The organism is Rhizobium sp. WYCCWR 11146, assembly GCF_013591995.1.
GTDB lineage: Bacteria > Pseudomonadota > Alphaproteobacteria > Rhizobiales > Rhizobiaceae > Rhizobium > Rhizobium indicum.
The window spans coordinates 1-26,601 of the sequence record NZ_JACCEY010000005.1; the positions used below are offsets into that span (position 1 = coordinate 1).

General features: G+C 56.2%; 16 protein-coding genes and 1 pseudogene. 10 read left to right on the forward strand and 7 right to left on the reverse strand.

Going from position 1 to position 26,601, the window contains the following annotated elements; genetic code table 11:
• The first annotated feature begins 110 nt into the window (after window positions 1-110).
• A complete protein-coding gene (locus HX899_RS02260) occupies window positions 111-1,613 on the forward strand; it encodes a hypothetical protein (protein ID WP_205930900.1) in 1,503 nt (500 codons plus the stop codon).
• A gap of 193 nt (window positions 1,614-1,806) precedes the next feature.
• Here the strand turns inward: HX899_RS02260 and HX899_RS02265 are convergent, their stop codons facing one another.
• A complete protein-coding gene (locus HX899_RS02265) occupies window positions 1,807-2,139 on the reverse strand; it encodes a hypothetical protein (RefSeq protein ID WP_127431510.1) in 333 nt (110 codons plus the stop codon).
• Between the two features lie 270 nt (window positions 2,140-2,409).
• Between HX899_RS02265 and HX899_RS02270 the strand changes: the two genes are divergently transcribed.
• Genes HX899_RS02270 through HX899_RS02280 form a run of 3 tightly spaced genes read left to right on the forward strand, consistent with a single transcriptional unit; the run spans window position 2,410 to window position 6,814 of the window.
• Window positions 2,410-3,003 carry a DUF6088 family protein gene (locus HX899_RS02270; protein WP_127431509.1) on the forward strand — a complete coding sequence of 198 codons (594 nt, stop codon included), beginning with the start codon at window positions 2,410-2,412 and terminating at the stop codon, window positions 3,001-3,003.
• Window positions 2,996-4,009 (forward strand): nucleotidyl transferase AbiEii/AbiGii toxin family protein, encoded by a 1,014-nt coding sequence (locus HX899_RS02275; RefSeq protein ID WP_127431508.1) that lies wholly within the window; start codon window positions 2,996-2,998, stop codon window positions 4,007-4,009. Before HX899_RS02270 ends, HX899_RS02275 begins: the two co-directional genes overlap by 8 nt.
• Window positions 4,010-4,069: 60 nt before the next feature.
• Window positions 4,070-6,814: a UvrD-helicase domain-containing protein gene (locus HX899_RS02280; protein WP_127431507.1), complete on the forward strand. Its 2,745-nt coding sequence runs from the start codon at window positions 4,070-4,072 to the stop codon at window positions 6,812-6,814.
• A gap of 295 nt (window positions 6,815-7,109) precedes the next feature.
• Here HX899_RS02280 and HX899_RS02285 read toward each other — a convergent pair.
• Window positions 7,110-7,435 (reverse strand): annotated as a pseudogene (locus tag HX899_RS02285) (cytochrome); the annotation flags it as partial.
• A gap of 249 nt (window positions 7,436-7,684) precedes the next feature.
• Here HX899_RS02285 and HX899_RS35530 point away from each other — a divergent pair.
• The 6 genes from HX899_RS35530 to HX899_RS02315 all read left to right on the forward strand — a co-directional run bounded on the left by HX899_RS35530 (window position 7,685) and on the right by HX899_RS02315 (window position 15,224).
• Entirely contained in the window at window positions 7,685-7,813 is a 129-nt protein-coding gene (locus HX899_RS35530; protein ID WP_127431506.1) for a YHYH domain-containing protein, read from the forward strand.
• Entirely contained in the window at window positions 7,804-8,079 is a 276-nt protein-coding gene (locus tag HX899_RS02295; protein WP_244604864.1) for a DUF5334 family protein, read from the forward strand. Before HX899_RS35530 ends, HX899_RS02295 begins: the two co-directional genes overlap by 10 nt.
• A 199-nt stretch (window positions 8,080-8,278) precedes the next feature.
• Window positions 8,279-9,904, forward strand: a complete 1,626-nt coding sequence (locus tag HX899_RS02300) for a DUF4435 domain-containing protein (protein WP_127431505.1) — start codon at window positions 8,279-8,281, stop codon at window positions 9,902-9,904.
• Window positions 9,905-10,694: 790 nt separating this feature from the next.
• Window positions 10,695-10,859, forward strand: a complete 165-nt coding sequence (locus tag HX899_RS02305; protein WP_164735981.1) for a hypothetical protein — start codon at window positions 10,695-10,697, stop codon at window positions 10,857-10,859.
• On the forward strand, window positions 10,859-12,799 hold the full coding sequence (locus tag HX899_RS02310) for a DNA/RNA non-specific endonuclease (RefSeq protein WP_206112789.1): 1,941 nt from the start codon (window positions 10,859-10,861) through the stop codon (window positions 12,797-12,799). Before HX899_RS02305 ends, HX899_RS02310 begins: the two co-directional genes overlap by 1 nt.
• 229 nt (window positions 12,800-13,028) lie before the next feature.
• Complete coding sequence (locus HX899_RS02315; RefSeq protein WP_164735980.1) at window positions 13,029-15,224, forward strand: patatin-like phospholipase family protein; 2,196 nt, start codon at window positions 13,029-13,031, stop codon at window positions 15,222-15,224.
• Between the two features lie 733 nt (window positions 15,225-15,957).
• Here the strand turns inward: HX899_RS02315 and HX899_RS02320 are convergent.
• The 5 genes from HX899_RS02320 to HX899_RS02340 form a co-directional block, all read right to left on the reverse strand.
• A complete protein-coding gene (locus tag HX899_RS02320) occupies window positions 15,958-18,015 on the reverse strand; it encodes a hypothetical protein (RefSeq protein WP_127431502.1) in 2,058 nt (685 codons plus the stop codon).
• Between the two features lie 73 nt (window positions 18,016-18,088).
• A complete protein-coding gene (locus HX899_RS02325; protein ID WP_127431501.1) occupies window positions 18,089-19,090 on the reverse strand; it encodes a hypothetical protein in 1,002 nt (333 codons plus the stop codon).
• Between the two features lie 167 nt (window positions 19,091-19,257).
• A complete protein-coding gene (locus tag HX899_RS02330; protein WP_127431500.1) occupies window positions 19,258-20,817 on the reverse strand; it encodes a DUF2272 domain-containing protein in 1,560 nt (519 codons plus the stop codon).
• A gap of 112 nt (window positions 20,818-20,929) precedes the next feature.
• Window positions 20,930-21,847 (reverse strand): DUF3616 domain-containing protein, encoded by a 918-nt coding sequence (locus HX899_RS35535; protein ID WP_127431499.1) that lies wholly within the window; start codon window positions 21,845-21,847, stop codon window positions 20,930-20,932.
• 409 nt (window positions 21,848-22,256) lie between these two features.
• Window positions 22,257-25,112 (reverse strand): trypsin-like peptidase domain-containing protein, encoded by a 2,856-nt coding sequence (locus HX899_RS02340; RefSeq protein WP_127431498.1) that lies wholly within the window; start codon window positions 25,110-25,112, stop codon window positions 22,257-22,259.
• Between the last annotated feature and the right edge of the window lie 1,489 nt (window positions 25,113-26,601).

Genomic DNA, 26,601 nt, shown 5'->3' on the forward strand with positions numbered 1-26,601 from the left:
AGAAGTCTTCCGCCAGAAACTCCTCGCGCAAATCAGGCGTACCGGTTAGCCTCTCAAAGCCCGCAGGTCGCGGTTCAGCATGAACTCACCCGACATTCCTGGGGGGAAATTTGGCATCCGTGAAGTCTCTATCGCAGGCTGAAGTCAGTGTCATAAAGGGTATGCTGAACCTCAGCCCCCGGCCAACTGATCAGAAAATCCTGGCCTATTTCACCCATCCGGATCGAGACCTCAATCACCGCCTAATCGGGCAGATTCGCAAAGGCCATTGGTTTAGCGCGATCAGACCCGCATCTGAGACAGCGGTGCACGCCTTTATGCTCGCGTGCCAATTTGGCGTTTATCCTGACGCAACACTGTTCGAGCCGCCTGCTGGTGGTCCCTCTCTTGGAGGGCATGGCCCACGATATCTCTTGCTCGATTGGTGGCCCGTAGGCCAGGGCCTTTTCTCCTCAGGTGCAATTTTGGCGGACAACGGCCCCCGCTTCAATTGGGTCTATGACTGCGGAACGACATCAAAGGACAGCCTCTTGGCGGATGCCATTGCGTCCTGCAATTTCAGGCGTTCTGCACTGGGTTTCAACCGGCTCGATCTGGCCGTCCTCTCCCATTTCGACCGCGATCATATCAGCGGCTTTTCGCGCCTCGTGCAGACATCTCGAATTCGGATGATCTTGCTCCCCTATCTCACGCCGCTCCAGCGCCTTGTCTTGGCGCTTCAGCAAGGCGTATCAGCCGACGACGCCGAGTTTGGCTTCTACATTGACCCGGTTGGCTATCTCAGAGCCTTGGACGGTGGCGATATAGGCGAAATCGTGTTTGTACTGGCCTCCGGACCGGATGACGAACTGCCACCTCCGCCTATCGAACCGGGTCCAGATCTTGAGGGACCGGAAGAGCCCCCTATCAAGTTCCCCGAGGACACGCCACCGGAAGGGTCACAGGATGAGCTATTCTGCGCGCAAGACAATGCGAATGTGCGCTATCTGAAGCGAGGCGGAACGATATCAGTACCGTTCGATTGGGAGTTTCTTCCCTATAACGACCCGTCAATGCTGCCAAAAGCCACGAAAAGGTTCCAGTTAGCAGCGTCGAAGTTGGTACAAGATATCCTGACCGTACCGACGACACGCAGCGCCACGCTCGACAAGCTAAAGAAGCTTTACGATGCCCACTTTGGGAAATCATCAAAGAACCGGAATATTATCTCGCTTTTCCTTTATTCCGGCCCCGTCAATCAATCTGCGGTCCTGCTTTGGCACTCCTCCAATCGTCCGCTCGGCTCCCTCGCCGGAAGCACGCGCTTCTCGCAGATGTATACGGGCGACGGAACCCTCGGCGCAGGGAAACAATTCGCCGATTTTGAGAAGCATTATCGACCCGGAAGCCGACTTGCACGTGCTGGCATCCTCCAGGTCATGCATCACGGGGCCGAGGGTAACTGGCACTCAGGTTTGGGATCGCTTCTAAAACCGGAAGCGAGCATTTTCTCATCTGACCCAGACCACAAAGGCTACGCGCATCCGCACGCAGCTGTCCTCCGTGACTTCTGGTCCTTTCATCCGGTGCAGGTCGACGGATCTCAAGGATTGCATTTATTGGGTGCGTTTTAAGACTATGGCCAAAACTCAGTCGCCTGAAGCTATCCTGGAAGCGGTGTGCGCAACACGAACAATTCCCTCGTCCTGACTAGCCACTCTCAGACTACCCGCTCGCTTCACAACAACGTGCTGCTTTCCTCCTCCGCGAGGACTTCTTTCTGACCCAAAGTTCGGCGGTTCGTCCCATCGGGTCATCGACGCCTCATTACTCCTTTTTGCCGTCCGTAGATGGTTCAGGACGGACAAGGTCGTTGACCCACTCGCCAATCAAGACCTTCGATTCCAGAAACATTCCGCTGAATAGGAAAAGGGATGAAAACGGAATTCCTTCGATGCGGAGAAGATGCGTTCGAAAGGTAGCGTCATGAACGCGGCCATTCTGGAGGCTGCCGTCAAACCTCTTTTTCCGGTCCTCGTCCTCATAAACATTAATGGCTAAATCCAGATGCTGCATCTTCACTTCGCCAAGGGGCGTAAACGCTGGATCACGAGAATGCACTAGTTTGGCCAGTTTCTCGAAGTATCCGTCAATATTCATGCTGGGCCACCGAAATTTATATCTCAAATGTCTGTACGCGCTGGATTGTTAGAGCGACACTGTATCGCGATCAACCCAGGAGTATTACTCTGTAAGACAAGCCCACCGCCGCGCAGGGGCCTATCGATGTCGGCCGACCAAAGGAAAGACCACGGCCTTGCGCTTGCCGATCCTTCGAGGTGAGCAATTAGACCTTCGTTGAAGAAAGGCACGGGCCACCACATTGCAAACTGTCAGAAAGCTGCATATATTTCTGACAGGAGAAATAATATGCAACGACTGACAAGTCAGATCATGGCCTATGCCGAACAGCTGCCCGAGGGAACAGCGCTGTCCGCAAAGGCCCTCCTGCATTTGGGAAACCGTGCCGCGGTAGACCAGGCACTGTCGCGCCTATATGAACGCGGCGAGCTCGTCCGGGCCGGTCGTGGGATCTATCTCAAGGCGATCAAGAGCCGTTTCGGGAGCCGACCGCCGACGGTCGAGCAAGCCGTCGAAGCCGTTGCACACCAGCGTGGCGAGGTCATCGTTTCGAATGGTGCTGCGGCTGCAAACTCGCTGGGGCTGTCCACTCAGGTACCGATCCGGTCCGTCTATTTCACATCCGGCCGCAGCCGAACCATTACTGTCGGTAGCCAGACGGTCGAGTTGAAGCACGTGCCGCGCTGGCAGCTCGCCTTGGCGAACAAGCCTGCCGGCCTGGCTGTGCGCGCGCTGGCATGGCTTGGTCCGGAAAAGGCAGAAGAGGCACTTCCGAGCATCAAGCGGAAGCTTTCCGCCGAGGCATTCGGCGAACTCGTTGCCGCCGCCCCTCAGTTTCCCAGCTGGCTTGCCCGCAGTGTAGGAAAGGCCGCCTATGGCTGAGCAGTTTTTGAAGCTGTCCCTGGACGATCGAAGAGACGTTCTTGCGATCGCCGCAGAGAAAGCCGGGCGCCCGATCCATCTCCTGGAAAAGGACACGTGGGTCGTCTGGGCTCTGCAGACCCTTTATGGAACGGCGCTCGGTGACCACCTCGTCTTCAAAGGCGGCACGTCCCTCTCTAAAGCCTACAACGCCATCCGTAGGTTTTCGGAAGATGTCGACCTGACCTACGATATCCGCGAACTCGCTCATGATCTCGTCGGCGAGAACGAGCAGGCGTTGCCGGAAACCAGAAGCGAGGAAAAGCGCTGGTCGAGCGAAGTCCGCAAGCGTTTGCCGACCTGGGTATCGGAGACCGTGAGCCCGCTCATTGTCGATGCGATCGACGCCCAGTCGCTTCCAGCCACCGTCCGTGTCGACGGCGACAAGCTCTTCATCGACTACGAAGCAGTTGCTGGAGGATCCGGCTATGTCGCGCCGAGCGTCATCTTGGAGCTCGGGGCTCGGTCGACCGGAGAACCGGCAAGCGTTCGTGACATTTCATGCGACGCTGCTGGCCTTGTCGATGGTATCCAGTTTCCCACCGCAAGGCCGCGGGTCATGCATGCCGAACGCACGTTCTGGGAAAAGGCGACGGCAATCCACGTTTTCTGTCTGCAGGAACGGCTCCGCGGAGAGCGATTTTCACGACACTGGCACGATATCGTTCGTCTCGACGAAATAGGCATCGCCGACAGCGCAATCGCTGATCGCGAGCTGGCCAAGTCGGTGGCGCAGCACAAATCGATGTTCTTCGCTGAGAAGGCGGCTGACAAAACGCCGATCGACTACGAAGCAGCAGTGGGCGCTGGGCTTCAGCTGACGCCCTCCGGCGCAGGGAGGGCAGAACTCGAACAGGACTACGCCCGAATGCTGGATGACGGCCTCCTTCTCGATCAGGCCGAGACCTTCGACGAACTCCTCGCTCGATGCGCAAAAATCCAAGACAAGGCCAATGCCAGCGGCTGAGAAAAGCGCCCATGATCGCGGGAACCCAACTGAAATGACAATTCGCGCGATGGCCGATCCGTGATTTTCAACCGCTACACCACCTATCGGCCCGGCCTTTTCGCCCGTCTGCTTCCCTCCGGCAGGTGGAAGCTCCGGCTACCGACGGCGACCACGGCGTCCGTCGAGCTCCACACCGGAACGCGGGCCAAGCTACGCTGTCTGGACATTACCGCCATCGGGATCAAAAAGGCCCTGCTTTGGCACACGGTCGAAATCCGCACATGCAGTCATGTCGAAACTCTGTCGTGCCTCGGCGAGGACGCCGCTACTCGGCTCGCGACGGACCTTCACAGGTTCATCAATCGCTACCTGCTCGAACTGATCCGGTCGGATCAAGAGGTTTTGAAAGAGGTCGATGCGAAACTCGAGCCATTGATCGAGGGGAAGCGGCAATACCTCGCACAGGCAGATCTGGCGCAAGCCATCGCGAGTGTTTCTGGTCCGGCCGCCGCAGCACTCTCCCATCCCTTGTTCGACGCCGACGGCTTAACCGCGGCCATGGAAGCCGATCTTCCACGGTCCCTGTTTTTCCTGACCGACCCCGACCGGCGCCATCAGTACAATAATGAATTTGTTGCGACCGAGCTCACCAGATACGCCCCCTTCTTTGACGATCTCGATGGCCGATCATTGTCCGACCAACAGAGGGAGTCCTGTATTCGCCTTGAGGACAGCAATCTCCTCATCGCGTCCGCAGGGTCAGGCAAGTCGGCGACGATGGTCGGCAAGGTCGCTTATGTGCTGGACAAGGGACTGTATCAACCGGAGGAAATCCTTGTCCTCGCCTATAATCGGGCCGCAGCTGAAGAGCTGAGGGAACGAATTGCGCAGCAGCTTGGCGTCCAGCCAGCGGATCTGCAGTGCAAGGTCACGACGTTCCACGCTCTCGGTCGGGGTATCATCGAACTGGTGGAGGCCAGGCCACCGCAATTGGCGAATTGGGTGGACCACCCTACTGGCGAAGCACGGGTCATCGCAAAGATCATCGAAGACTTGATGCAATCGGACGCGGGCTTTGCCAAGGTCTGGATTGACCTTCTCGTGCTATATCCGCAAGCCGATATTCCAGCGTCCGTTTTTGACAGCGATGCGGACTACAACCGCTACATCTCGGCGCGCCGGCGTGGTGGCGACGCGTCTATCGGCGCATTTGGCGGGATCTATGTCAGATCTTTGCAAGAGCAGACGATAGCGAACTGGCTGTGGCTCAACACGGTCGAGTTCCAATACGAGCGCCAAATCGACACGGAAGACGAAGACGGGACGATCAGATATGTGCATCCCGACTTCTATTATCCGGCAAGCAACACCATCCATGAACATCTTGCCATCGATAGCGCCGGATCCTCGCCATTTGCCAACTATGTGGAACATGCCGATAGCAAGCTGGCGGCCTACAACCGCGCAGAGCTTGACGTTTTCACGACGAAATCGGCCCAGGCAAACGACGGAACGCTTCTTCTTCAACTCGAGGCCGAGCTTGCAAAACGAGAAATTCAGTTCCATCAACGCAGCCTTGAGGAAATCCTGAAGGCGGTCGAACCGGTCGTTATCAAACACTTCCAGAAGCTGATCGCCATCTGCATCAAGCATATCCGTGCTGGCGATCTGACATTGGAAATGCTCTTGGTGCGCGCAAATTCCCTTCACGACAAGAAGCGTGCCAAGGCGTTCGCGCAGGCAATCTGGAAGATTACCGAGGCCTACTCGAAAAAACTAATTGATGACAAACGCATCGACTTTGATGCCATGATCGCCAACGCGACCCGTTTGGTGGAAGAGGCCCGCTATAAGAGCCCCTACTCCCTCATCCTCGTCGACGAATTCCAAGATATCTCAGATTCCCGCGCCAATCTGATTAAAGCACTGAAGCACCAGAAGCCATTCTCGAAGATCTTTGCGGTCGGAGACGACTGGCAATCGATTTATCGCTTTGCCGGCTCTGATATCAGCATATTCACGCAATTCGAGGAAAATTTCGGCGCAAGCTGGCAAGGCAGGCTCGAGACGACCTACCGATGCAATCAGGTGATCGCCGATGCTGCCGCAAACTTCATACAGCGAAACCCCGCTCAGCTGAGAAAGGCAGTTCGCTCGGCCAGACCGGCGATTGCGCGATCCATCAGAGCAATTCCGATAACGGGCGAGCAAGGCAAGCCCGACTTCGGTAAGGCCAGCCTGCGGCTCCTGGACCGGCTTGACCGGTTTCTCGGCGGGATCGCAAGCCAATGGCGCACGAGCAGCGCTGCCCGGCTGAAGGTCATGGTGCTTTGGCGGTATAACCTGCTTGATCCGTTTGCCGGCGGGCTCCCCCGGTTTGAAAACATCGAGGTATCGGGTTTGTCATTTCATCGCGCGAAGGGGCTGGAGGCGGATTACACAATCCTGCTAGATGTCAGCGAGGGTGAATATGGTGTTCCCAGCCGAATTGAAGATGACGAGCTTCTAAACCTCGTTATGCCGCAGCCAGAGACCTTCGAATACGCTGAGGAACGGCGTTTGTTTTACGTCGCCCTAACGCGGGCAAGCCGAGGTGTCTTCCTGCTGATGAACGATCGGCAGCCATCACGTTACATTCACGAGTTGGCAAACATCGCCGGTGGCAACTTCCGACTGGAGACAATTGACGGCGAGGCGCTGCCTCAATGTCCAACATGCCATGTCGGGCATGTCACCGAAAGAAAGAGCAAGACCGGAGACCGCTTTATGGGGTGCACGCAGTACCCAGATTGCAGTTACACAGCGCAACTTGGTGTGCGCTGAAGAACATCCGATCATCGTGGACAACCAAAAATGCTAGAACCGGCTCAAGAACTCCCACGGGTACCCTTGGAAACCGTGGACCCGATAGCGCGTAAGTGAATAGTCGTTGCGATTACGATGTCCCCGGGTAACGAGCGTTCGCCGTTTCGTCGCGGCGGTCGGCTGGGACTGGGATGACGGTCGACCGGAGTCGTTCCGGGCTCCGATGACCTCATAGTTGACTGAATTGTCCAGTGCGCGCCAGGCGGGCCGGCAAATTGCGGAAAAGATCACGGATCCCGGTGGTGTCCGCACATCACCAGAGCACCGGGAACTCCTCGAACCCGCCATTGATGATCTCCTTGCGCAACTTGGGTTCTTCCAGCGCCACGACCAGGCGCAGCGTGGGGAACCGCTGAAGATCGTACCGAACACCACCTTGACGGCGCGTCCGATGTGGAATTTCCGGGTCGTCGAAATGGCTTCGATCGAACAACTTCGCCGGTAGCCGATCAGCACCTTGCTCTCCGCGGGAATATGCACGCCCGCGATGGTCGCGGCCGCCCCTTGGATAGCGCACGATGCCATCCCAGCCCGCGCCCCGGCCAACGCCTTGTCCACCAGGGATGGATCGCCGACCAGGGTTCGGCTTAAGAGAGCGCGCGTATTCGTCCGGTCATCGCAGGCGCTCGGGCTGCTTCAGGTTCCGCAACCAGCAATCGGTTAATGATACTAGTGGATATACAACTAAAAGTGCAGAAAAGGTCCGACCCTACTCTCGACTAAGAGACGCATCAGCGGTTAAACATCCATCGGGTGGAAGCAAATTTCGCACGGCAACGCCGCTTTACTTCAGCGGAGTGAACACCTGTTGCCGTTCAGGGGGGTCTTATGAAATTAATCTATTCGCTCTTTCTTGCCTTTACGCTATCAGCAAGTTCGGCTACCGCACACGGCGGCGGAACTGACGGGAACGGGTGCCATACCAATCACAAGACCGGGGGCTACCATTGCCATTGAGAACTCTTGCACTGATTGGAATGTTTTTCGCCTCGAGCAATATTTGCCTTGGCTGGGATGGCGTCGATAACGAAACGGGGGCCTCAGTCGAGATCGGTAAAGGTAATCTTGTTAGATCCGGCCAGACTATTGAGATCTACGACCACGGGTCCGGTGAATACCGCGACGTTGACGTCCAAAGCATTCAACGTTCCGGTGGATCCGTTGAAGTGGAAGTCTACGACAGTGAGAGCGGCGAATATCGCACTCTCGAGATGGATGATTGAAGCCATGAGCAGGCGTCATGGTGGCGCCTGCTTCATATTGTTGCACAGCGTTGAATCAAGTTTTCAAAGGCGCGGTCAGAAATTGACGATCGGCTCCCAACCCCGGTGCAAAAATCGCGGAGATAGTTGCGCTACGTAGCTCCTGCACGCTTGCTTGCGGGGTATGGGTTGCTTGTCACACCGAAAACCAGAGTAATCCATGTCTATTGGTATCCTCACGCCGACTGGTGAATGCAGCATCGAGCCTGCTCCTGGAAGGCCTATCATCCTCCTCGGACCTAACGGTACTGGAAAGAGTCGCCTTGGCATCCACATCGATAATCTTGAGGAGACAGGAGCCTCTTATCGTATCGGGGCACAACGCTCACTTGAGCTCCCGGATGAAGTTTTTTCGGAGAGGTACGAACGAGCCATTGGCTTGCTTCGCCGTGACAGCCGGCGCGTCCAGGCCTCGCCGGGATCAATGGAGCATAATTACGATGAAGTACTTGTCGCCCTCTTTGCCGAACGCCTCCGGGCACTGGAACTTGCGCACGAAAAATCGAAGGGGCGGAAAAATTCCATTCGACCGGTTACCGTGATCGACAGACTTCAAGAGCTTTGGCATGAGTTGATCCCCAGCCAAAGCCTTCTGTTTTCGGAAGCCACCGTCCGGGCGGTCAGGCTCGATGGCGATGGCGAGTCATACGAAGCGTCCGCGATGAGCGATGGAGAGAGGCTTGTTCTCTATATTCTCGGTCAGGTCCTACTGATCGAGACCGATAGCCTTCTGATTGTTGACGAACCCGAACTGCACATGAACCGCTCGCTGCTTGTGCGGTTATGGGACCTTGTCGAGCGCGCCCGACCGGACTGCTCTTTTCTCTATGTGACACATGACATCGATTTCGCGGCGTCCCGTCGCAGCGCTCAACTATATGCCGTTCTAAACTATGTGCCGGCGACCTATAAGGAGGTGCTTGTTCGCACACGAACTCGGCTTGAGGAGGACACGCCGGCAATGTGGACGATCGAGCCCTTGCCCTCGGCGACTGAGCTCCCGCGCGATCTTCTTGTGCGGATGGTCGGAAGCCGCAAACCAATCCTGTTTGTTGAAGGGAAACAAGGCGGCCTGGACGAGACGATCTATAGGGCGATCTATGGCAATTTCACCGTCATCCCGTCCGGATCTTGCGGCCAGGTGATCCAGTTTGTCCGCAGCTTCCGCAAGCAGGAGGAGTTGCATTGGCTGCATTGTGCCGGTTTGGTGGATCGCGACAATCGCGATCCATCGGCGGACGGTGCTCTTGAGGAGGGGATTTTTACACTTCCCGTTCTCGAGGTCGAAAACTTGCTTCTCGCGCCCGAAGTTTTCTTTGCGTTGGCCGAGGAACTCAAGCTCGACAAACGTGAGGCGACGCGCCGCTTTGACACGCTGACGAGTGACGTCTTTGAAGCGGCAGGACGCGACGCGGACCGCGTTAGCCTGAGACACACCAGCAATGTTATCTGGCAATCCGGTAAATCAGTCGGCGCGAAAGCCAAGAACATCAATGAGTTGTCGCGCATTTACGCTGAGCTTACGGCTAAAACCGACCCCTCCTCGATCTATTCTGATTTTCACTCAAAATATCAGGGCGTCTTGGCAGCGCGGGACTTCGAGCAACTTCTCCTTCTATACGACAACAAGAACAAGCTTTTGGACATGCTCGGGAAAGCATTGGACCTGCAAGGCAGAAGCGCGCTCGAAAATCTCGTGTCTCGGCTTCTTGTATCGCCAACCGCGAGCCCACTGACTGGCGCTCTCGTGCAACGACTTCCGGTAATTGATACTGGTACGTACTGACTCGCAGGCAACTTCCGTGAACCCCTCGTACGCGGCTCCTGCTTGCTTCAGAAGCTCGGGGGCCATGACATCTCCATGCTACCCTCGACCTCCGATCGATCTTCGCCTCCGCCCATGCTAACGCCGAAACGCGCAAGAGGTGCGGCAGCGTCGCCGATCGGTTGGTTGCAAAAGCCCTATCCGGTTGACGCTTTGATCGATCTGGGGTGGCATCTGGCTTCATCGTCGTCATCGGACGACCTCCAAAAGGAACGGAAGTTAGCGCGCTCCTATGGGATCCGAACTTTGAAGCCGAAGGGGATTTCGAACGACGAGTTCGACGCCGACCACGTTCTGATCGCTTCCCTTACTTGGTGGCTTCCTGTCGGACGATCGGCGTGCGCAACGCTTCTGGGCAGATCTGCAGAATCTTGTCGATCCAGATGAGGACGTGCTTCTGAATGCGCTCGGCACTTATGACGCTGGCCGCGGTGCCGAGTGATCAGGCTTTTCAGCCCTTGGTGATGCCAACGTCGGTTGCGGCCTTGACTTTCGGTTGCATTCTGGGGAATGCTCGCTCAGAGCTTTTGCAAGAAAAAAGTACGCTAAAATGGCTGGAGCGGCAGGGTAGACTTGGTCGTTCGGCAACGATCTGCGGTCGGGCTACCGCGATTTATAGATAGCCGTCAGATTATACGCCTTCAAGCAGTCTTACCTATGTCTTGTCCGGAGGGGTCATGGCAATTCGGGTTCTGCCTTCACAGATCATCGCGATGCTTGCGCCGCGGCGCCATCGCTTGCGCAACTTCTTGTGGCACGCAGTCCGCGGCGCCTGGAACAATCCACAGCTCACCTGCCCCGCCATGGCAACCGGCAGGACGATACGGATCTTCGCGATATGGAGGCGATCATACAAAAGCTCGGCTCCTACCGGGTCATTCGCAATTCCTACGACCTTCTGCACGACCCGGATTGATGCCGCAGCGCGAATACATCTGCAACCAACACTTTGGGAGGCAAGTCATGGCAAAGGTTACTCGTGGAAGCCGGCAATCAACGGGGGGGATTTCCGAAGAGGCGTTACGCAGACACATCCGCGCCAAAGGCGCTGACTATCTGCAGGATCCCAACGTCACATCGGTAGGGATCGGCCTGAAGAATGGGGACGGCCCGATCTGCATTCAATTCACGGTCGGCACCAAGGGAGATTCTGCGATTGAATCACTCGGCAGCCGCCGCATTCCTGAGGCAATCGAGGTCGAAGGGCAGATGGTCCCGACGGATGTCTTGCAGCGCGCCTTCCGTCCGTCGTTCGAAATTGTTGCAGAGGAACAAATTGATCTGCGCCGCCAGAGGCTCGATCCGATCCGGCCAGGTGTCAGCATCGCGCATACCGCTGAAACTGCTGGGACGCTTGGCTTGATCGTTTTCGATCGCGCGACCGGAGCGCCCTGCGTGCTGTCCAATTGGCATGTTCTCAACGGCAACGTCGGAAAGATCGGAGACACGATCGTTCAGCCCGGGCCCTACGATGACAACAATATCACGCTCAACGTCGCGGGAACCCTGCTCCGCAGCCATTTGGGCGCGGCCGGCGATTGCGCGCTATCAAAAGTTCAGCAACGCGGGTATGACCGCTCGGTTTTCGAACTCAATGTGGTGCCGGCTCGAATGGCGCGCGTCGCACTCGGCGACAAGGTGGTCAAATCCGGGCGGACGACCGCAGTAACCAGAGGCGTCGTTCGTCGCGTCGACGTCATGGCCAAGATCAACTACGGCATCCCCGCGGGCGAACAGGCGATCGGCTGCTTTGAAATCGGTCCCGATCCTCAGGACGTTCCCGCAGACGGCGAGATCAGCAAGGGCGGCGATTCCGGATCGGCGTGGCTCATCTTCGACAAAGGCAAGGCCACCGACATTTTTGCCGGCCTCCATTTTGCTGGGGAGACCAATGGCACGAGCGACGAGCACGCGCTCGCCTGCTACCCAGCCTCCATCCAGAAGAAACTCGATTTCGTCCTGGAGCCACTGACCACGGCGCCCACCGCAGTCCAGATCGAGAGTATCGTGGCTCGACGAGGCTACGATGCGGGTTTTCTTGGAGCAGCCGTCCCGGAGCCAGGCCTGTCTGCCGCGCAGAAGCGTGACGCTGTCAATTTCGGACGAGGCCAAACGATACCCTACACGCATTTTTCGGTCTGCCTGAGCGCAAAGCGCCGGATGGCGCGCTATGTCGCCTGGAACATAGATGGCTCGAGGATGGTGGCACTGCCACGCCGCGGCTTTTCGATCGATCCGAGGATCGATGCCAAATACCAATTCGGAGATGCGCTTTATCTCGAGAACCGCGTCGACCGTGGACATATTGCGCGCCGCGCCGACGTCTGCTGGGGACCCGTTGCGGAAGCGGAACAGGCCAATCGGGATTCGTTCTATTTCACCAATATTGCGCCGCAGCACGAGCGTTTCAACCAGTCATCCAGAAAAGGGCTGTGGGGTGAGCTCGAGAATCTCGTGTTTGACCAGGCCGACCTCAAGGACCTCAAGCTCTCGGTCGTTGGTGGGCCGGTATTCGGAACGGAAGATATTGAGTACAGGGATGCCCTCATTCCTCGATCATTTTGGAAAATGATCGCCTATCTCGGCAAGGATGATCGGTTGCGATGTGCAGCTTTCATCCTGTCTCAGGAAAAGCTGCTCAACGATCTTGAGAGCCTCGATCTCGATCCCTTCCGTATCTATCAGGTGTCGCTTGCCGAGCTTGCCCGGAAAACCGAGCTCAATTTCGATCTGCTTTCGGATGCCGACATCATTAGTCGTCCCGAGCTAGTTACCCGACCGGTCGGCCCTGAATCCCTGGTCGACGCCACCAAGGCTGTGACAGAGATCCGTTCCGAGCGCGACATACGCCTCTGATCTGGTGGACGATGAAATCTCGACCGGGCTCGTCCTTGGACAACCAGGCCGGGCACCGCGGTTGACGCAGCGACTAACCGCGTTAGTCGAGCAAGCGGGAGCTTGGCTTCGGCTTCTCTGGTTCGATGCAATCACTCCCGGACGATTTCTCGTATGGGAGACGGATCGGCTAGATTTCGAGTTAGTCCGTTCGGCCATGATTAAGCTGGAAAGTGCTTTAGGAGAGATCATGGAAATTCTTAGCAAGTTGAAACAGATGCGGCTTCCTACCGGTCATACAATTCGAGAGTTCTTTTGGCCCTGTGTTTTTTGCATTATCGGATTGTTTGCGCCTGTTTTGCTGGGCGACGCGGTTTTTGAGGTCTTACGAAGCGCGGCAGAGGATTTAGACCTGGCGCTCGGCCGGATACTTTTTGCAGGTTTTACGTATTGTATCCTCGGCCTTGCGACCTCCCAATTGCTTTATGCCACAGTTCAGGCTGTTAGAAGGCAACCAGGACGTGGCGCTCGCACGACGCCTTCACAGACGGATTTCCACTCCGTGTGGATTGATTTAAGTATAGCTGTCGCGTCGGCTTTGCCGCTTGTGGGCATCGCTCTTGCAATTGCAAGAGCAACAGCGTCTCCAGAGTTAGGTGATTACGGAAATCCAATTGAGGCGCTGACCAGGCTTGAGCGCTACACATTGTGCCTCGCCCTGGCGTTGGCGGTGGGTATTTTTTGTCTTTCCCGAACTAAAGGTGCGAGACATAGATCGAACATCGTCGTTCCAGCGGTCGTGGCTGTTCTCTTCATATACTATGTCATACCACGCGCGCAGTTTCCCGGCTTCGTGTCGGCGATCTCCGTGTTTGCGGCATGGCTTGCTTGCATCGCGGCAATATCGATGTACCTCCGTCATCTGCGTCGGATATCCGGTATTCCAATTCTGTCTTTGCTTGTTCTATGCGGGCTCGCATTTACCCTTTTGGGCTGGAATAGAAATCATGAAATTCGAAAGGACGGAGGCGGTTCAGCCCCTGACCATCCTCTAGCTGACGGCGCCTTTCTTGAGTGGTTGAGCAATCGACCGGACCTCGAAGCCTATGAGGATCGCCCCTACCCCGTATTCGTTGTGACCGCCGAGGGCGGTGGGCTGTACGCTGCATACTTCACCGCAGCGGTATTGGGAGCTTTACAGGATACGTGCCCGCGCTTTGGACCACATGTATTCGCCATCAGTGGAGTTTCCGGCGGCTCGCTCGGAGCCGCCGTTTATGCGAGTTTGGCGTCGGAAGCTGTCCAACCTCTCAGCGCGTGCAATTTCGACGCCGTCAAGGATCAAGGGCTCAAGGAGCGAGCAACCAAAATTCTTGGACAGGAGATATTGACGCCCCTTATGGCGGGCACTCTCTTTTATGATTTCTTCTCGTCGGTGCTGCCTTTCTCCATCCCTGCACTGGATCGGGGCCGCGTGTTCGATGACGCAATTGAACGTCTTTGGTCAGGGCAACCCTCCGGCGGCCTACTTTCCCTCCCCATGCATAAGGCATGGCGGCCAGATGGAATGGCACCCGCGCTCATTTTGAATACATACGATCTGACGGGTTACGGCCCGGTGAGCGTCGCACCTTTCCGATTGAATCTCGGTGTTGTCGGCGACTTTTACGAGGCGGCCACCGATTATTCTCTGAACGACCTCCACGGAAGCTATCCGAACGAAATTCGCGTCAGCACCGCTGTGGGTCTCAGTGCTCGATTCCCCATCGTAACACCGGAAGGAACGTATGCCAGGTCCGTACTTTACACGAAGCCGGGATCACCTCCAGGTCCCCCTTCTAGCGAAAACCACATTGAGCGAACTGAGGTGCTGCGATTTGTGGATGGCGGTTATTTCGACAACAACGGGGCGGGCGCAATTTACAGCCTCCTGACGTCTTTGCACCAAGCCCGTAGTCGCGATCCTTGCCCTCAGGGTGTCCGCAGCACGGCTGACGTCCCTTGCCTCGCCAAGCCTTTTCAAATTTATGCCATCCAGATTAACGGGCCTGAAGGTAGGACGCGGTCCGAGGTTTATGGCTCACTAGCCACCGTGATCGCAGGCATAACCTCGATCCGAGGATCGTGGAAGCAGAATATGAACGACATTTTGGTCCATGAGATCGGTGAGTCATGGGGCAATTTGCCATGCGGGCTTCCTAGAGCTCCGATTTATCTGGATACAACGGCCTTCCGGGCGTTTGACCCTGATCACGGGATGTTTGATCTACCGCTTTCATGGCAACTGTCGCGAACAACAGAACGGATGCTCGACTCCCTCGTGCCCCATGCTTCCCTTTGTCAAAAGCAGCTCGGGCCAGGAAGCAACAGCAACGACTGCGGTCCGTGGGACGTTAGGTGGGCGTTGGAGAGTCAGGATCCGACGACACAATGCCCTTTTCGATAATTATATAGGGCGAGGCAGGCTGGACAGGGGCTGGACTACCTCGCTGGCCGATACGTACCTCGCACCTTCGCCGGGCGGGGCCGAATTCGCATGTGGAGCTTCTGCGCCGGCCAACGCGGGACACTTCGAGCTCGCCGGACATCGATGAGACCGAATGAAGGGAGTCGATACCCCCTATGCCGTCCATCATCGATTGGAGTGCCTGCGCTTCGGGGCCTGTGGAAAGCGCAACGCGAAACCCGCTTCTGCAGCCAACCGCAAACGAGTTACCCCGAAATGCGGGTGCTGATCCGTCCCAGGCCCAACCCGGCAAGCCGCCGCGCGGTCGAACGCAGATGCGCTTCGTCTGTCGGCCTTTCCGGGAATCGAACTGGTGATCCGGTTACTACATTCTCGATCCGTGGGAGACGTATGACCGGTCCTATGGGGCGGTCGAGGCAACGGCCAACACGGGGCGGAGCGATCGCAGCCAGGCTGCACGCCTGGCTATGCCTGTGGTGAGGCGAGTGTTGTGTCGTCGGCGGAGTCATCCAATCTGCGATCGTGTCATGCTAGCATCTAGGGTGAAGGCGCGTTTAGCGCGACCTTAGTGGCATCAAGCGCGGTAAAATGACACCACTCTTCATCATCGGAACCCCAGTCGCCGATGATTTCTCCGGCAACATAGGCTGTTAGGCCCCGAGCCGACACACGCGGCAGGGCCATGCGCGCCACCTCCAGTGCGTCGGTCGCTTCAGGGCGTTCCCCCGCTCTTGCTCCCGTTCTTGGCTGCGTCTCCCTTGGCGGCCTCCCCCTTCGCCTCCTCCTGAGCCTTGAAGCCGAGGTAAAGCCCGCTCACCAGCCCCATCAACAGGAGCAGCGTGGGGTCGAAGACAGGCAGGCGAAAGTTGCGTGCGACGGTCCACACAAACAGCGCCCCCAGGATCAGAGTCCAGGCGATCGCCTGGATACGCTGCAGTTGCGGCGCGCCATCGACACTCAGGACATCGCTAACGAAGCCGCGAGATGTGCGGCCTTCGGTGGTACCGGCATTGATAAGGACAGACCCGAGACCGGTCGCCCCGCTGATGCCGAGAAGCCACAGGATCTCGTTGCTGAGGAGGCCGTAGTAGAGGTCGAAGCTCATGGCGATGAAGATATAGCCGGCTATCACCAGAAAGAGCCAGAAGGCCATCTGGGTGCGGCCGAGGCTGTAGGGGCCGGTGGCTCGGTCTGCAAATTGCGATGTGGGATAATTCCGCTGGATATCGGCCACCTTGCTGGCCGCTGGGTCGACTGTAAGTTGCGCGTCATCTAGAGCTTTCTCGGCGTCCTTCAATTGCTGCGCGACCTGGTCAATTCCGGCCTGCTTTTGCCTAATACCCGATACAGCTTCCTTGATGTCCGTGCCTGCAGTCTCGAGCTCTGCTTCGGTTGCCTTGATCAGAGTTTCATTGGTCGAGACGATCCGATCTCTTGCGGCTTTGGCGTCGTCGCGTGCCTGCGTCGAGGCACCGGGCGAGGCAGTGAGGGCAGCCTCTGCTTGGTCAAGCGCAGCCTGCGCAGCGGTCAGGCCGCTTACCTCGTCGAAGGTCTTCCCAGCCGCATCGCGGGCTGCCTGCGCCGTGTTCCGTCGGGCCTGCAGCCTCGCGACCTCCTCCTGCGGCTTGATGAGCAGGTCTTCCAGCCTCATTCGCTGCACCCTTGCGTTTCCGTGCGCAGGGTCAACGTCGAGAACCGTCTCTAGTCTGCCATTTTCCGCTCTGGCGGCAACGAGGGCACTCCGTGCGGCGGTGTAGGCGGCGAATTTGTCCGGGTCGCCCGGGGCTGCGGCGAGGTCGGTCTCGGCGAGTCCGAACTCGCGCTGCCGTCGCTTCTCTTCGAGCTTCACTGCCTCGAGCCGATACAATAGATCTCGGCAGGTTAAGCTGTTGTCGCGGAGGAGCGGCGTCCGCGCGGCATATGCGATGAAAGCGGCGGTAAGCAGGGCCAACGCAAGCAATCCGACAAGCACCGGGGTCAGCGAGAAAACGTACATCGTGATCTGGTCAATGGTGCCGTTCCGGGCGGTCTCGGGGATGGAAGCTGTCGATCCGGCGTGCGACAGGCCGATATCGACCTGGCGCTTGCCCAAGGGCTTGGCAAATGCCACCTCGCTCAACAGTTCCTGCCAAAACTTCGCGGCAGGGTCGGTCGCGTCCTCGGGCGTCCACAGGGGGAAGTAGAGCCGCTGCACTGCGTCAGTCGCGTGCGCCTGCACTTTGAGAAACGGGGCGAGCTTGTCGTTGAGAAAGACAGAGAGTGGCACCGGATCGAGCGGCTTCGCGTACCCGGCCTTCGCCGTGCGGAGATCGGTCTTCGCCTTGTCAACAGCGCTTTGGAACTGGGTGATCTCGCTGGCCGGCTTGCCTTCGTCCGTTGCCTGTGTAAGCCTGGCCTGGCTCGCGGTCAGCGCTTCCTGCATTAGTTTGACGTTGTTTGCCCGCTCCTCCACCGTTTCCCTGGAGACGACGCCGGCCACCAGGACGCAGATATTCCGGCCGGGCTCCGTCTCCCCCGGCATCACGCCCACCATGCGCAGGATACCGGCCCGGTCGTTAGCGGCGTCAGCTTCGGTCAGGCTCTGTTTGGCTGTTGTCTCGGCTTGCTCGCATTTCGTGCTGGTGACCTCCCCAACATTCGGTCCGGAGGCGGCCGCGAGGCAAAAGCAAAGAACTAGCGCAGCGAGCCCCAGGAGGACGAGCCATCCGGCGGGCCACGTGGCAGGATCCATCAGCCGACGCGCTGCGGCATTCACGGTGCTTGCTGCCATAATCTCCTCCTCGGTGGGTCCGCGGGTGCACGAGCGTGCCTGCATCACTGCAGAAACCGCATACATTTCAGTGTTATGGTACAGCCGGGCCGCACTGGTCTTCATCGCCCTTCATATCGACCCAACAGATGATATCGCAGGCAAGCTGATTAATACTGTGTTGGCTAAATGGACCCGAACCGGGATTACCCAATCGGAACGTCGAACGAAAATTAAACCGGAGTTCCGTCTCCTTGGGGTTGTTTTTTCCGATCGGTTTTAGTTGCCGCTGTATTGAACGGAGGGGTGCAAGAACCTCGCCCCGTTCATAGATCCTGAAGATCTGGTCGCCTTTTCTGTTGGCGGCACTTACTTTTGGGTCCGCGCTCGTCGAGCCTGTGACAGGTGAGGAATCAAATGCATAAGCGGTGTGTATGCGCGGGGAGGCGTACGCAGCCTGTTGAGCGAGCCCGCCACCCAGCGAGTGCCCAACTGCTATTATCTCAGCATTCGGGCCGAAGTCCTTATCTATACGGCTTGTCAGTGCTTTAACGAGATCACGGGTCTGGGCATACTGGTCGCGTGTGAAGGGGTTTAGCCGCGTCAGCCACCTCAAGTTAGCAATCCAGTCTCCGAAATCACCGAGATCGGTCCCTCGGAAAACAAGCGCTAGCCGTTTTCGGCCAGTTGCCTCCGTATCGCGCCAGAGCTGATAGCCAAGTCCTCTGATCTTAATAGGGCCGCCGGGAGTTTCAACTACTGGGTCGCTCTCCAAATAGTCGGGAAGTTGTTTCCAACGGTGTCGAGGCACCACAACACTTGGACAATAGGCGCCCCCTGCCAGCCTCTCATTATAGGCCGCCGCCGCAAGAAGAGCGTAGTCTGACAGGTGGACAAGAGCTGGATCGCGAGGTTCACGCAGCCAAATGTCAACAGCTTTGCGAGACGGATCAGGATCGCGAACAATGATCCTCGTATCCCGCGGCACCTGACATGCTTGGGTGGCAAGAAGAGCCACTCCGAGCAATATGCTTTGGCTAAAACCGTTCGTCACTGACCTGATCTCCGCATACTGGACCAATCCGATCTGAAACAACCCTCTCCTGATCGGCAATCTGCATAACCCCCACCTCGCAACGCGACAGCTCTCATTATGACAAAGGGACGCAATCATATGATGGTCTAAGGCCCTCGGCGCTGCGCATGCATCCGGCCCGATACCGTCAGGCTTCTTCGGGCGGCCGAAGAGCGCACAGCGTCATCTCACACCGTTGCAGGCTCGATGAACTTTGCGAATACAAACCCATCCTTCACCCGATCGCCCTCGAGATCTACGAGCGCCCATCGACCCCTCGTGTTTTCCTCGAATTCAAGGACATTGAGAGGCGTGCCGTCGAGCAGTTCCTTGATGATCGGAAACTCCGGTCCAGGCCCGCCCCGCAGTTTGAGGTCGGTCCGTACCCGGACGACAAACGCGCCAGGCACCACAGCCTGCGCGCCGGCCGCCAGCAGGTTCTCGACAACGCAGATAAGCTTGGACCGGATCTCCGATTGATCCAGAAAGCCGTTAACGTCCAGCGCGAAGAACTTTTTTCCGACTGTGCCGGTCCCCTGAGGAATGGCCTCGTTTCCGCCGATCGTCACGGCATGCCGCACGCCATTGCGTGTCTCGAAGCCGACGACGATGGCGCTGTGCGAAGGGTAACCAGTGTTCCGCTTGGCAAAGTCGAAACTCAGCGTGGCACCATCCCGATTGTGATGAATAAGGTCTCCCAGCCTCGGCGCATATTCAGTGATACGATGACCGCGGAACACGCCGGTATGCGCGTCACCATTTGCGATGGCGGCGTGAACAAACACGCTGTGACTCAAATTGAACTTAAACTGTTGCGGCGTCGCACCTGATTTCTTGACACAGAAGGATACAAACGCGGCGGACCACGCATTGTCATTGAGCGTGGGATTGAGATCGCGGCTGCCGCCCCCAGCCTCATAATAATCTGCGATGTGTCCTCGCAGCGGCTCGTCGCCTTCATCGATACCGTTGAACCGATCGAATTCCGCCTTGGCAATGCTTACAATCGATGGTTCAGCAACGACCGCGGCGGCGACCATGATATGGCCAGGAGCCTCCCCTGTCGCCGGGTTTGGAATCTCCCGCGCGATCTTGATGAACTGGTCGATGTTCTCGCCATAAAAATGCGTTCCGTCGAAATGCCCTTGCTGAAGACCCTTACTTTTCCTGAAATTGCCAAAGCCCGTATTATAAACGATTGCAGTGAACGCCGACTCCAGATCCGTCAGCGATTGCTTATCGTCAAGGTCAAGTTGGCGGAGAGCATGCTTGAGCTCCGTGACCATTTTGTCAACGCAGGCGTCGATGTTCTGCCAACGCTGCTCGAGGAAGAAATCGGGGTCGGTTTTGAAAAACTGCAAATCATATTGGAAGATGCCATAACCGTGGACGAACTTCTCCGGTCGCCGCGCCACCCTTTGATACGCCTCGATACCGGTGGCTTCGGCCATTTCGCCAAGCAGCCCATGTGCAAAGTCGAACATTTCCCCACCGCGGTTCGCGTCGACAAGTTCTGCCCGGTTCTTTGGAAAGGCGCTACGGTTCGGCGTGTCGAGCGTATCGCCGACAGACAATCTCAATATCTCCTCACGCGACAGGTGCAGTCGGAGTTTGCTCCAGAGTTCACCGGACTCCTGAAACGCAATGGCGCAGATCAAGTCGAAAGACAGGGGCGTTCCGGCCAGCGCCGGGACAATGTCTGACGCGAAATTGGTCTTGAACCACTTGATCTCTTCTTTGATGCTCATCGAACTCTCCTAAAGTAAGGGGCCAGGGTGGCGTGAAGGCAACGGGTTCTCTTCGGCGAAATCTGAGCACAGATCGCCGTTCTTGAATGCAATGCCGTCGAATGCTGCTGCTTCAGTTGCCGAGTTTGATTTCGGTACTCCTGAATGCTCTTTGCGAAAGCGGAGTCTTTTCGTCGTCGCAGGTCTGCGAGCCATCATCGCTGAGGATTTGAACCATCCCTGAGCCAGGGATCTGCATCAACGCCTCCGGCCGCAACGACCCGAGTGCCGGCGCCTTCAACTCCTCAGGCGATGATTTTCCGCCAAGCCAGCGGTACAGCGCGAATGGTCCTTCATCGGAAACTGGTCCGGCAACGATCAGATAGTGGTCATCAACCCGTTCGACACTGCGGATACCCAGCCCTCCGAGATCCAGGCGGAAGGGTTCACCAAGCACGGCACTTCTTTCAGGATGGCTGATAACTTCGGCGGGATTGGTGAATGGAATCACTACAGCTTTGTCGTCGATCGTATCGCGAAGGCCGATCAACAGCGCCCCATCTGGCGCCGTCGCCAGTCCCTCGATATTAAGCTCGGATTTCTTGTCTCCGATCACGCCGAGGATCGCGTCGCGCAGCCGGAGGAAATCCCCCTCCCATTGCAAGGTGGCCGCCTTGCCTACGGCGACGACCTTTGTGGCAAAGAATATCTTGCGCTTGTCTTTGTCCTCGCCGCTGCTGTTAAGCGAATGCGAGCTAATCCAGTAGACGATCTCTCCCTCATCGTCTCGCGCTGCAGCCTCGATATCGGATTTGTCAAATCCACTCGGATGCTCAAAATCGAGCGGCACCCCCTCGGATTTGTCATTTCTCGTATAAAGCCGCAGAATATTTGTTTCGTCGCTAGCAACAACGAAATGATCATTGTCGATGTACGTGGCTGCCGACGCCTCGCACAGGCCCTTATAGTGTATCGGATTAGGGAACTCAGAAGCCTGTGCCGCTCCGAGCAAAACCAACAAACCGCCCAACGACCAGACCTGGAATCGCACATGCCCCTCCGTTTCACCGCCCCCACTGCGGTTGACTTGAGATTATTACTCAGGCGAACGAGGTATCTACCGCGACTAATATGTTCATCGTTATGTTTATTTTCGTTTCTTCGGTGCATATCTAACAAAATATAGTCAAAAGTGCTCAATTATTCATCCTGAAAGAATTCATTTTGTCTCTCGTTCTCCAGTATGCTACATAAGATTGTATCTTATCAAATTTTGTCTCTTACACAAGTAGAGAATCTTAGTTATTCTAATAACAAATATTCTACACTTCCTACAGGTAAATTCTGCCCTTGCCCGGTTGAAATAATCCATTTTGAGAAAGCTCTGGCCCATTGAGAGGACCAGGGATGAAGCGCTTGAAGAACTGCCTTGCGGTTTGTCTGTGCTCCAACACTCAAAGCTACCGATGTTCAAAAAAAAGGTCAGGATCGGTGCTATTCAAGTGTCTCCTAGTGTAGTCGTCGTCGACGATTATTACTTGTTCCGCCGCATCAACAAGCTGAACTTGGCTCAATGCCTCACGACTGCCTAATAAGTCCCCTTTATCATTCAGGGCGATCCAGCTCTCGGGAGACGTGATACGCATATGAATGAATGCACTTCCTGTGTTCGCGTCGATAATCGAAAGACCGAAAGCTCCGAAGACCCTGATCCTGCTCCCATCGGGCGAATATGCGAGCTTCTGAATCTCGCCTATGTTGGGAGAAATGCGTGCCTTGAAGACTCCTTGTAGCGGGTCCCAAAGATCAATGAGACTTCCGTCAGCCACAGCAATCGCATCTCCCTTCGGAGAAAAGGCAAATTCAGGCCACTTGAAACGAGTAATAATGGTGACAAAACTGCCTACTTCTCTCAGGTTCCAAACCTTTACACGTTTCTCATGCGCTTCTGCGGTCGCAAGAAGATTGCCGTCCCACGAATAGCTTACTCGGCCGGCATTCCACGCCTGCAATGGGAGTTCAAAGACCGGGGCGCCTGTATCAGTCACCCAAGTTCGTACGGCGGCTCTATCTGCGCCATCGTGCAGGCTCCGCTCCACGGAGGCGGCAAGGGTCTGGCCGTCAGGAGAAAAGGCTAGACCCCATGCAATAGGCAAGTCATCTCCACCGGGAATCTCCCGCTTTCGCGTACCTTCAGGTACGTTCCAGATATCTATACTATACGCTCCGGTACCCACAGCAACAGATCTCGAGTTGGGTGAAAATCTAACGTCGGCCACTAGTCCGGCAGGCGGGATGACAAATTCTAAGTTTCCATTTTTCGCGTCAAGGATGTGCGTATCGCCACCAATTTTTGCAACAGCAAGCCAAAGTCCATCGGGTGAAATGTCCTCGAGCTTGTCGTATTCTTCAATGCCGCCCAAGACCGATGCAATACGTCCCTTCTCGAGGTCAAAAATGGTTATTGTGCCCGCGCTCGTATCGATCCAGGCCGCAATCGTTGCATAGTCCGTGAACGCGCCCCATTGGACTGTGTAGCCGGTAGCCTTTTGACCCCCGATTTTTGTCCATGATTTCACGTCCCATCGCACAAAACCATCTTTATCGGTTGCCCAAGAAAGTTCGGTGGGCGAAGCGAATTTTATGAACTTAGAGCCATCGAAATCGGCACTAGTAGCTATCGTTTCCAAGCTACCATCGGAAATATCGATCAGGCTTACAGCCGAGTCATTTCCTCCTCCCGGACCGACCGCCACCGTCTTTCCATTTGAAGAGAAAACGACGGGACCAGCTGAACCGTGAAGCTCTGTTGTTGACAGCATTTCCCAAGTTGAAGTGTTCCATACGGAGAGCACATCGGGGTTTGCTGAGTAGTCCGCTGCCAGCAACCCGCCGTCTGGGGAAAAGTCGAGCCCAGCAACAGAGCCGATATTGGTAAGGCTGGTGAGCACATCAAACCGGTCAAAGTTGTTAGTCGACCACACCCTTATTGCGCCTGCCCAGTAGCCGGCCGCCAGTTTCTGATCATTAGGAGAAAATGCAAGGGTAAGCACGTTGTTGCGGATGGACTCGTGTGGCAGCCGGCCAACCATTTTGCCTCGAGTAATGTTCCAGAGATAGACTACCCCATCCTCAGTCCCGGCCGCGATATGTTCGCCGTTATGCGAAAAGGCGATCGATGTAATTGCATCTTGGAGTTCAGTGGCTAAAGTTCTCCGTATGCGACCCGAAACTGCATCCCAAATGATAACCTTTCCGTCGGTTGTTCCGCCTGCGAGGAGTTTTTCATCGGCTGAATAGAGGGCCGTTCCGCCTATCCCAGGATAAAACTGAGGGTACAGAACGATCTCTTCAGCCGCTGCGTTCACCACGAACAGCCTTCCACTGTACGACACCAAGCCCCTCGTACCGTCAGATGACAGGGCCAGCGGAAGCGCGTTGGCAGGTGCGACCATTGATCTCAGCGTTGCTCCCGTCGGAGTTCGGATATTCCTCGACGTTTGACCAACATCGCCGAGCACGGAGAAGAAATGTGTCGATATGGTCGCCACCGCGACCTTATCTATCGGAAAGGTCTGCCTCCTGTTTCTTAGCGATAGGACGCGTTCTCCTGGAATGCCCCACCCTAGCTGAACTGTACCGTTCTTCAGTCCACCATTCCCGACCGCTACAAGCGCCCCAGTAACGTCAAATATGGGAGAACCCGAGTCACCATGCAGTAGTGGACCTTGAACATGAAGGACAGGGAGATCGACTGAAGGAAATCCCAGTGTTTCAAGTTCATCGCGAGCACTTTGGTTCAAGCCCGGCTTCAAGGTCGCTGGCGCAATGTCACTAAGCCAAAGGCGGACAGACCGCAAACCGCTCGTTGCTTCTGGGAAACCAGCCAGCCACATTGGCTCTCCGGGCGAAGGCGTGACTGTTCGATCAAACCAGGCGACCCAATCCGGGGGACTGTCAACTTCCAACAAGGCCAGGTCACCGTCCACATCAACGGACCTAATGCGGGCATTGCGAACAACAATACCAGAATTTTCACTGCCAGCCCCGGAGCCGGCTCCGCCAAATTCCACTAATATGTTGTCCGCACCGGCCACTACGTGAAATGAAGTAATCACTTCCGAAGCACGCTGCCATGTAAATCCACTCGCAATACGCCGAGGGGACAGGTTATTGGAGTTTACGGCAATAATTCTGACAGTACTTTTCTGGATTTGCTCGATGACAGTGATCGGCAGCGCTTGGGCGAGTGCCGAAACTGGCGCGAGCAAAAGAGTTAAGAATACTATTATGGCCTGCCGGTCTCGAAGAACCATACTGGACGCCCTCCGATTACCCAATTCACCTCAGGCAATTTTCACTGCCGAATTCGATATGGAACAGAGCTAATATTCATAGTGTAGCACATCGTCTCAGCAAACAGCAAACTACGCGGTTGAAATCTTTTGCGCTATAGTTAAACGAGACGAGGAAGGTGCCGCGTATAAAATTGGGGATTAACCGATGAAAAGTCTATGGTTACTCGCAGTGAATACGATAGCCGGGGCGGCTCTAGGAAGTTTCTTGGGGTTACTAATTGCGCTGTCTCAGTCCCCAGTCGTCGCACCAACAATCAGTGTTCTGGTGGCTGCTGCGGTTGTGTACCTAACACTAAACGACGCTCTCCCGATCCAGCGTAGTACTTCGATCTCGACGGAACTACATCTGCGAACCCTCGGCTTTTGCGTAGGAGGTATAGCGGCGCTCATTGTAGGTCTCCAGATCCGCAGCACGAACGGACTGAGTGAAAATCAGCTAGTCGCCGACTACCGCTCACTTTTGGAGATTGGAGTTTTGCAAGATGATGCTCGGAAACTTGTTTCCAACTCGTATACCCAGTTGGCGGGCGCACGGAGTGAGGCAGAAAGGCTGGTCGGAATGTCAGTCTTGTTCTCCTCAGATGCCCAACCGGCGAATTGCGACGAAATGCGTCCCAACCGGTTTGCAGATGACACGAGCCTTCGAGCGAAATACATTAATGAAGGCTCACCCTGGACGAAGGCTGTCGCCCTATACGACATAACAAATCGCAGCGATGCCCCGATCAATATTAGAACGTATCTCACCACCGCATATGCAACTATTTGCCAAAATTGATTATCGGGTTCATCCTCAATTTTTGTGATTCAGCGGCAGCATTCTCGTCCTCATCGGTTCCGCACCGGCGCGACTGTACATTGCCCGCTTAGCACCTTAAGGGGGTTGATCTGCCCTTCGGCTTGACCGTTGCTCCACGTTGTGAGCGGTTTGCGCTCCCACCCAAGAATACCAGGCTGTTTCGGCTATCAAGCTGCGAACTTGCTTTTTCCATTGTATCCTTCGCTGCCTCACCCACCGAATACATGAGGTCTATGGCCTAGCTTAGCTAGCGAACCGAATCGCATGAGCTCGACCGTCGTGTTCAGCGCAAACGGCAAACAGCCCGTAGCGCGTCTCGAGCCAGCATGAATTGCTAAGAGATTGGTGATGCCGAACCTTCCCTCGAGATTTTCGAGTAGAAATCCAGCATCCGACTGGTAGCGGATCGGCTTGCGGTTGGCGGATATGATACGCCCGCCGCTCCGAAAAACAGATGACGGCCTTCAGACAGGTGACGGCGTCACGCTTGGCGACAGGCCCTTGTTGATTTCCGCTGAGAGCTGACCCGGCACAGCCAGATATTTCCATTGGGAATTGGCTCTGACTCACATTTGCTGCTGTTTAGGATGATGCTTTTGCTAATTTATCGGAGGATCAGCTATGCCGCGACGATTTCAATGGGCGAGC

Bases quoted from the DNA above. Each gene is read 5' to 3' on its own strand.
- HX899_RS02340 (WP_127431498.1), bottom strand. From the start codon at position 25,112: ATGGTTCTTCGAGACCGGCAGGCCATAATAGTATTCTTAACTCTTTTG.
- HX899_RS02265 (WP_127431510.1), bottom strand. From the start codon at position 2,139: ATGAATATTGACGGATACTTCGAGAAACTGGCCAAACTAGTGCATTCT.
- HX899_RS02330 (WP_127431500.1), bottom strand. From the start codon at position 20,817: ATGAGCATCAAAGAAGAGATCAAGTGGTTCAAGACCAATTTCGCGTCA.
- HX899_RS02300 (WP_127431505.1), top strand. From the start codon at position 8,279: ATGTCTATTGGTATCCTCACGCCGACTGGTGAATGCAGCATCGAGCCT.
- HX899_RS02320 (WP_127431502.1), bottom strand. From the start codon at position 18,015: ATGGCAGCAAGCACCGTGAATGCCGCAGCGCGTCGGCTGATGGATCCT.
- HX899_RS02270 (WP_127431509.1), top strand. From the start codon at position 2,410: ATGCAACGACTGACAAGTCAGATCATGGCCTATGCCGAACAGCTGCCC.
- HX899_RS02310 (WP_206112789.1), top strand. From the start codon at position 10,859: ATGCCGCAGCGCGAATACATCTGCAACCAACACTTTGGGAGGCAAGTC.
- HX899_RS35530 (WP_127431506.1), top strand. From the start codon at position 7,685: ATGAAATTAATCTATTCGCTCTTTCTTGCCTTTACGCTATCAGCAAGT.
- HX899_RS02275 (WP_127431508.1), top strand. From the start codon at position 2,996: ATGGCTGAGCAGTTTTTGAAGCTGTCCCTGGACGATCGAAGAGACGTT.
- HX899_RS02315 (WP_164735980.1), top strand. From the start codon at position 13,029: ATGGAAATTCTTAGCAAGTTGAAACAGATGCGGCTTCCTACCGGTCAT.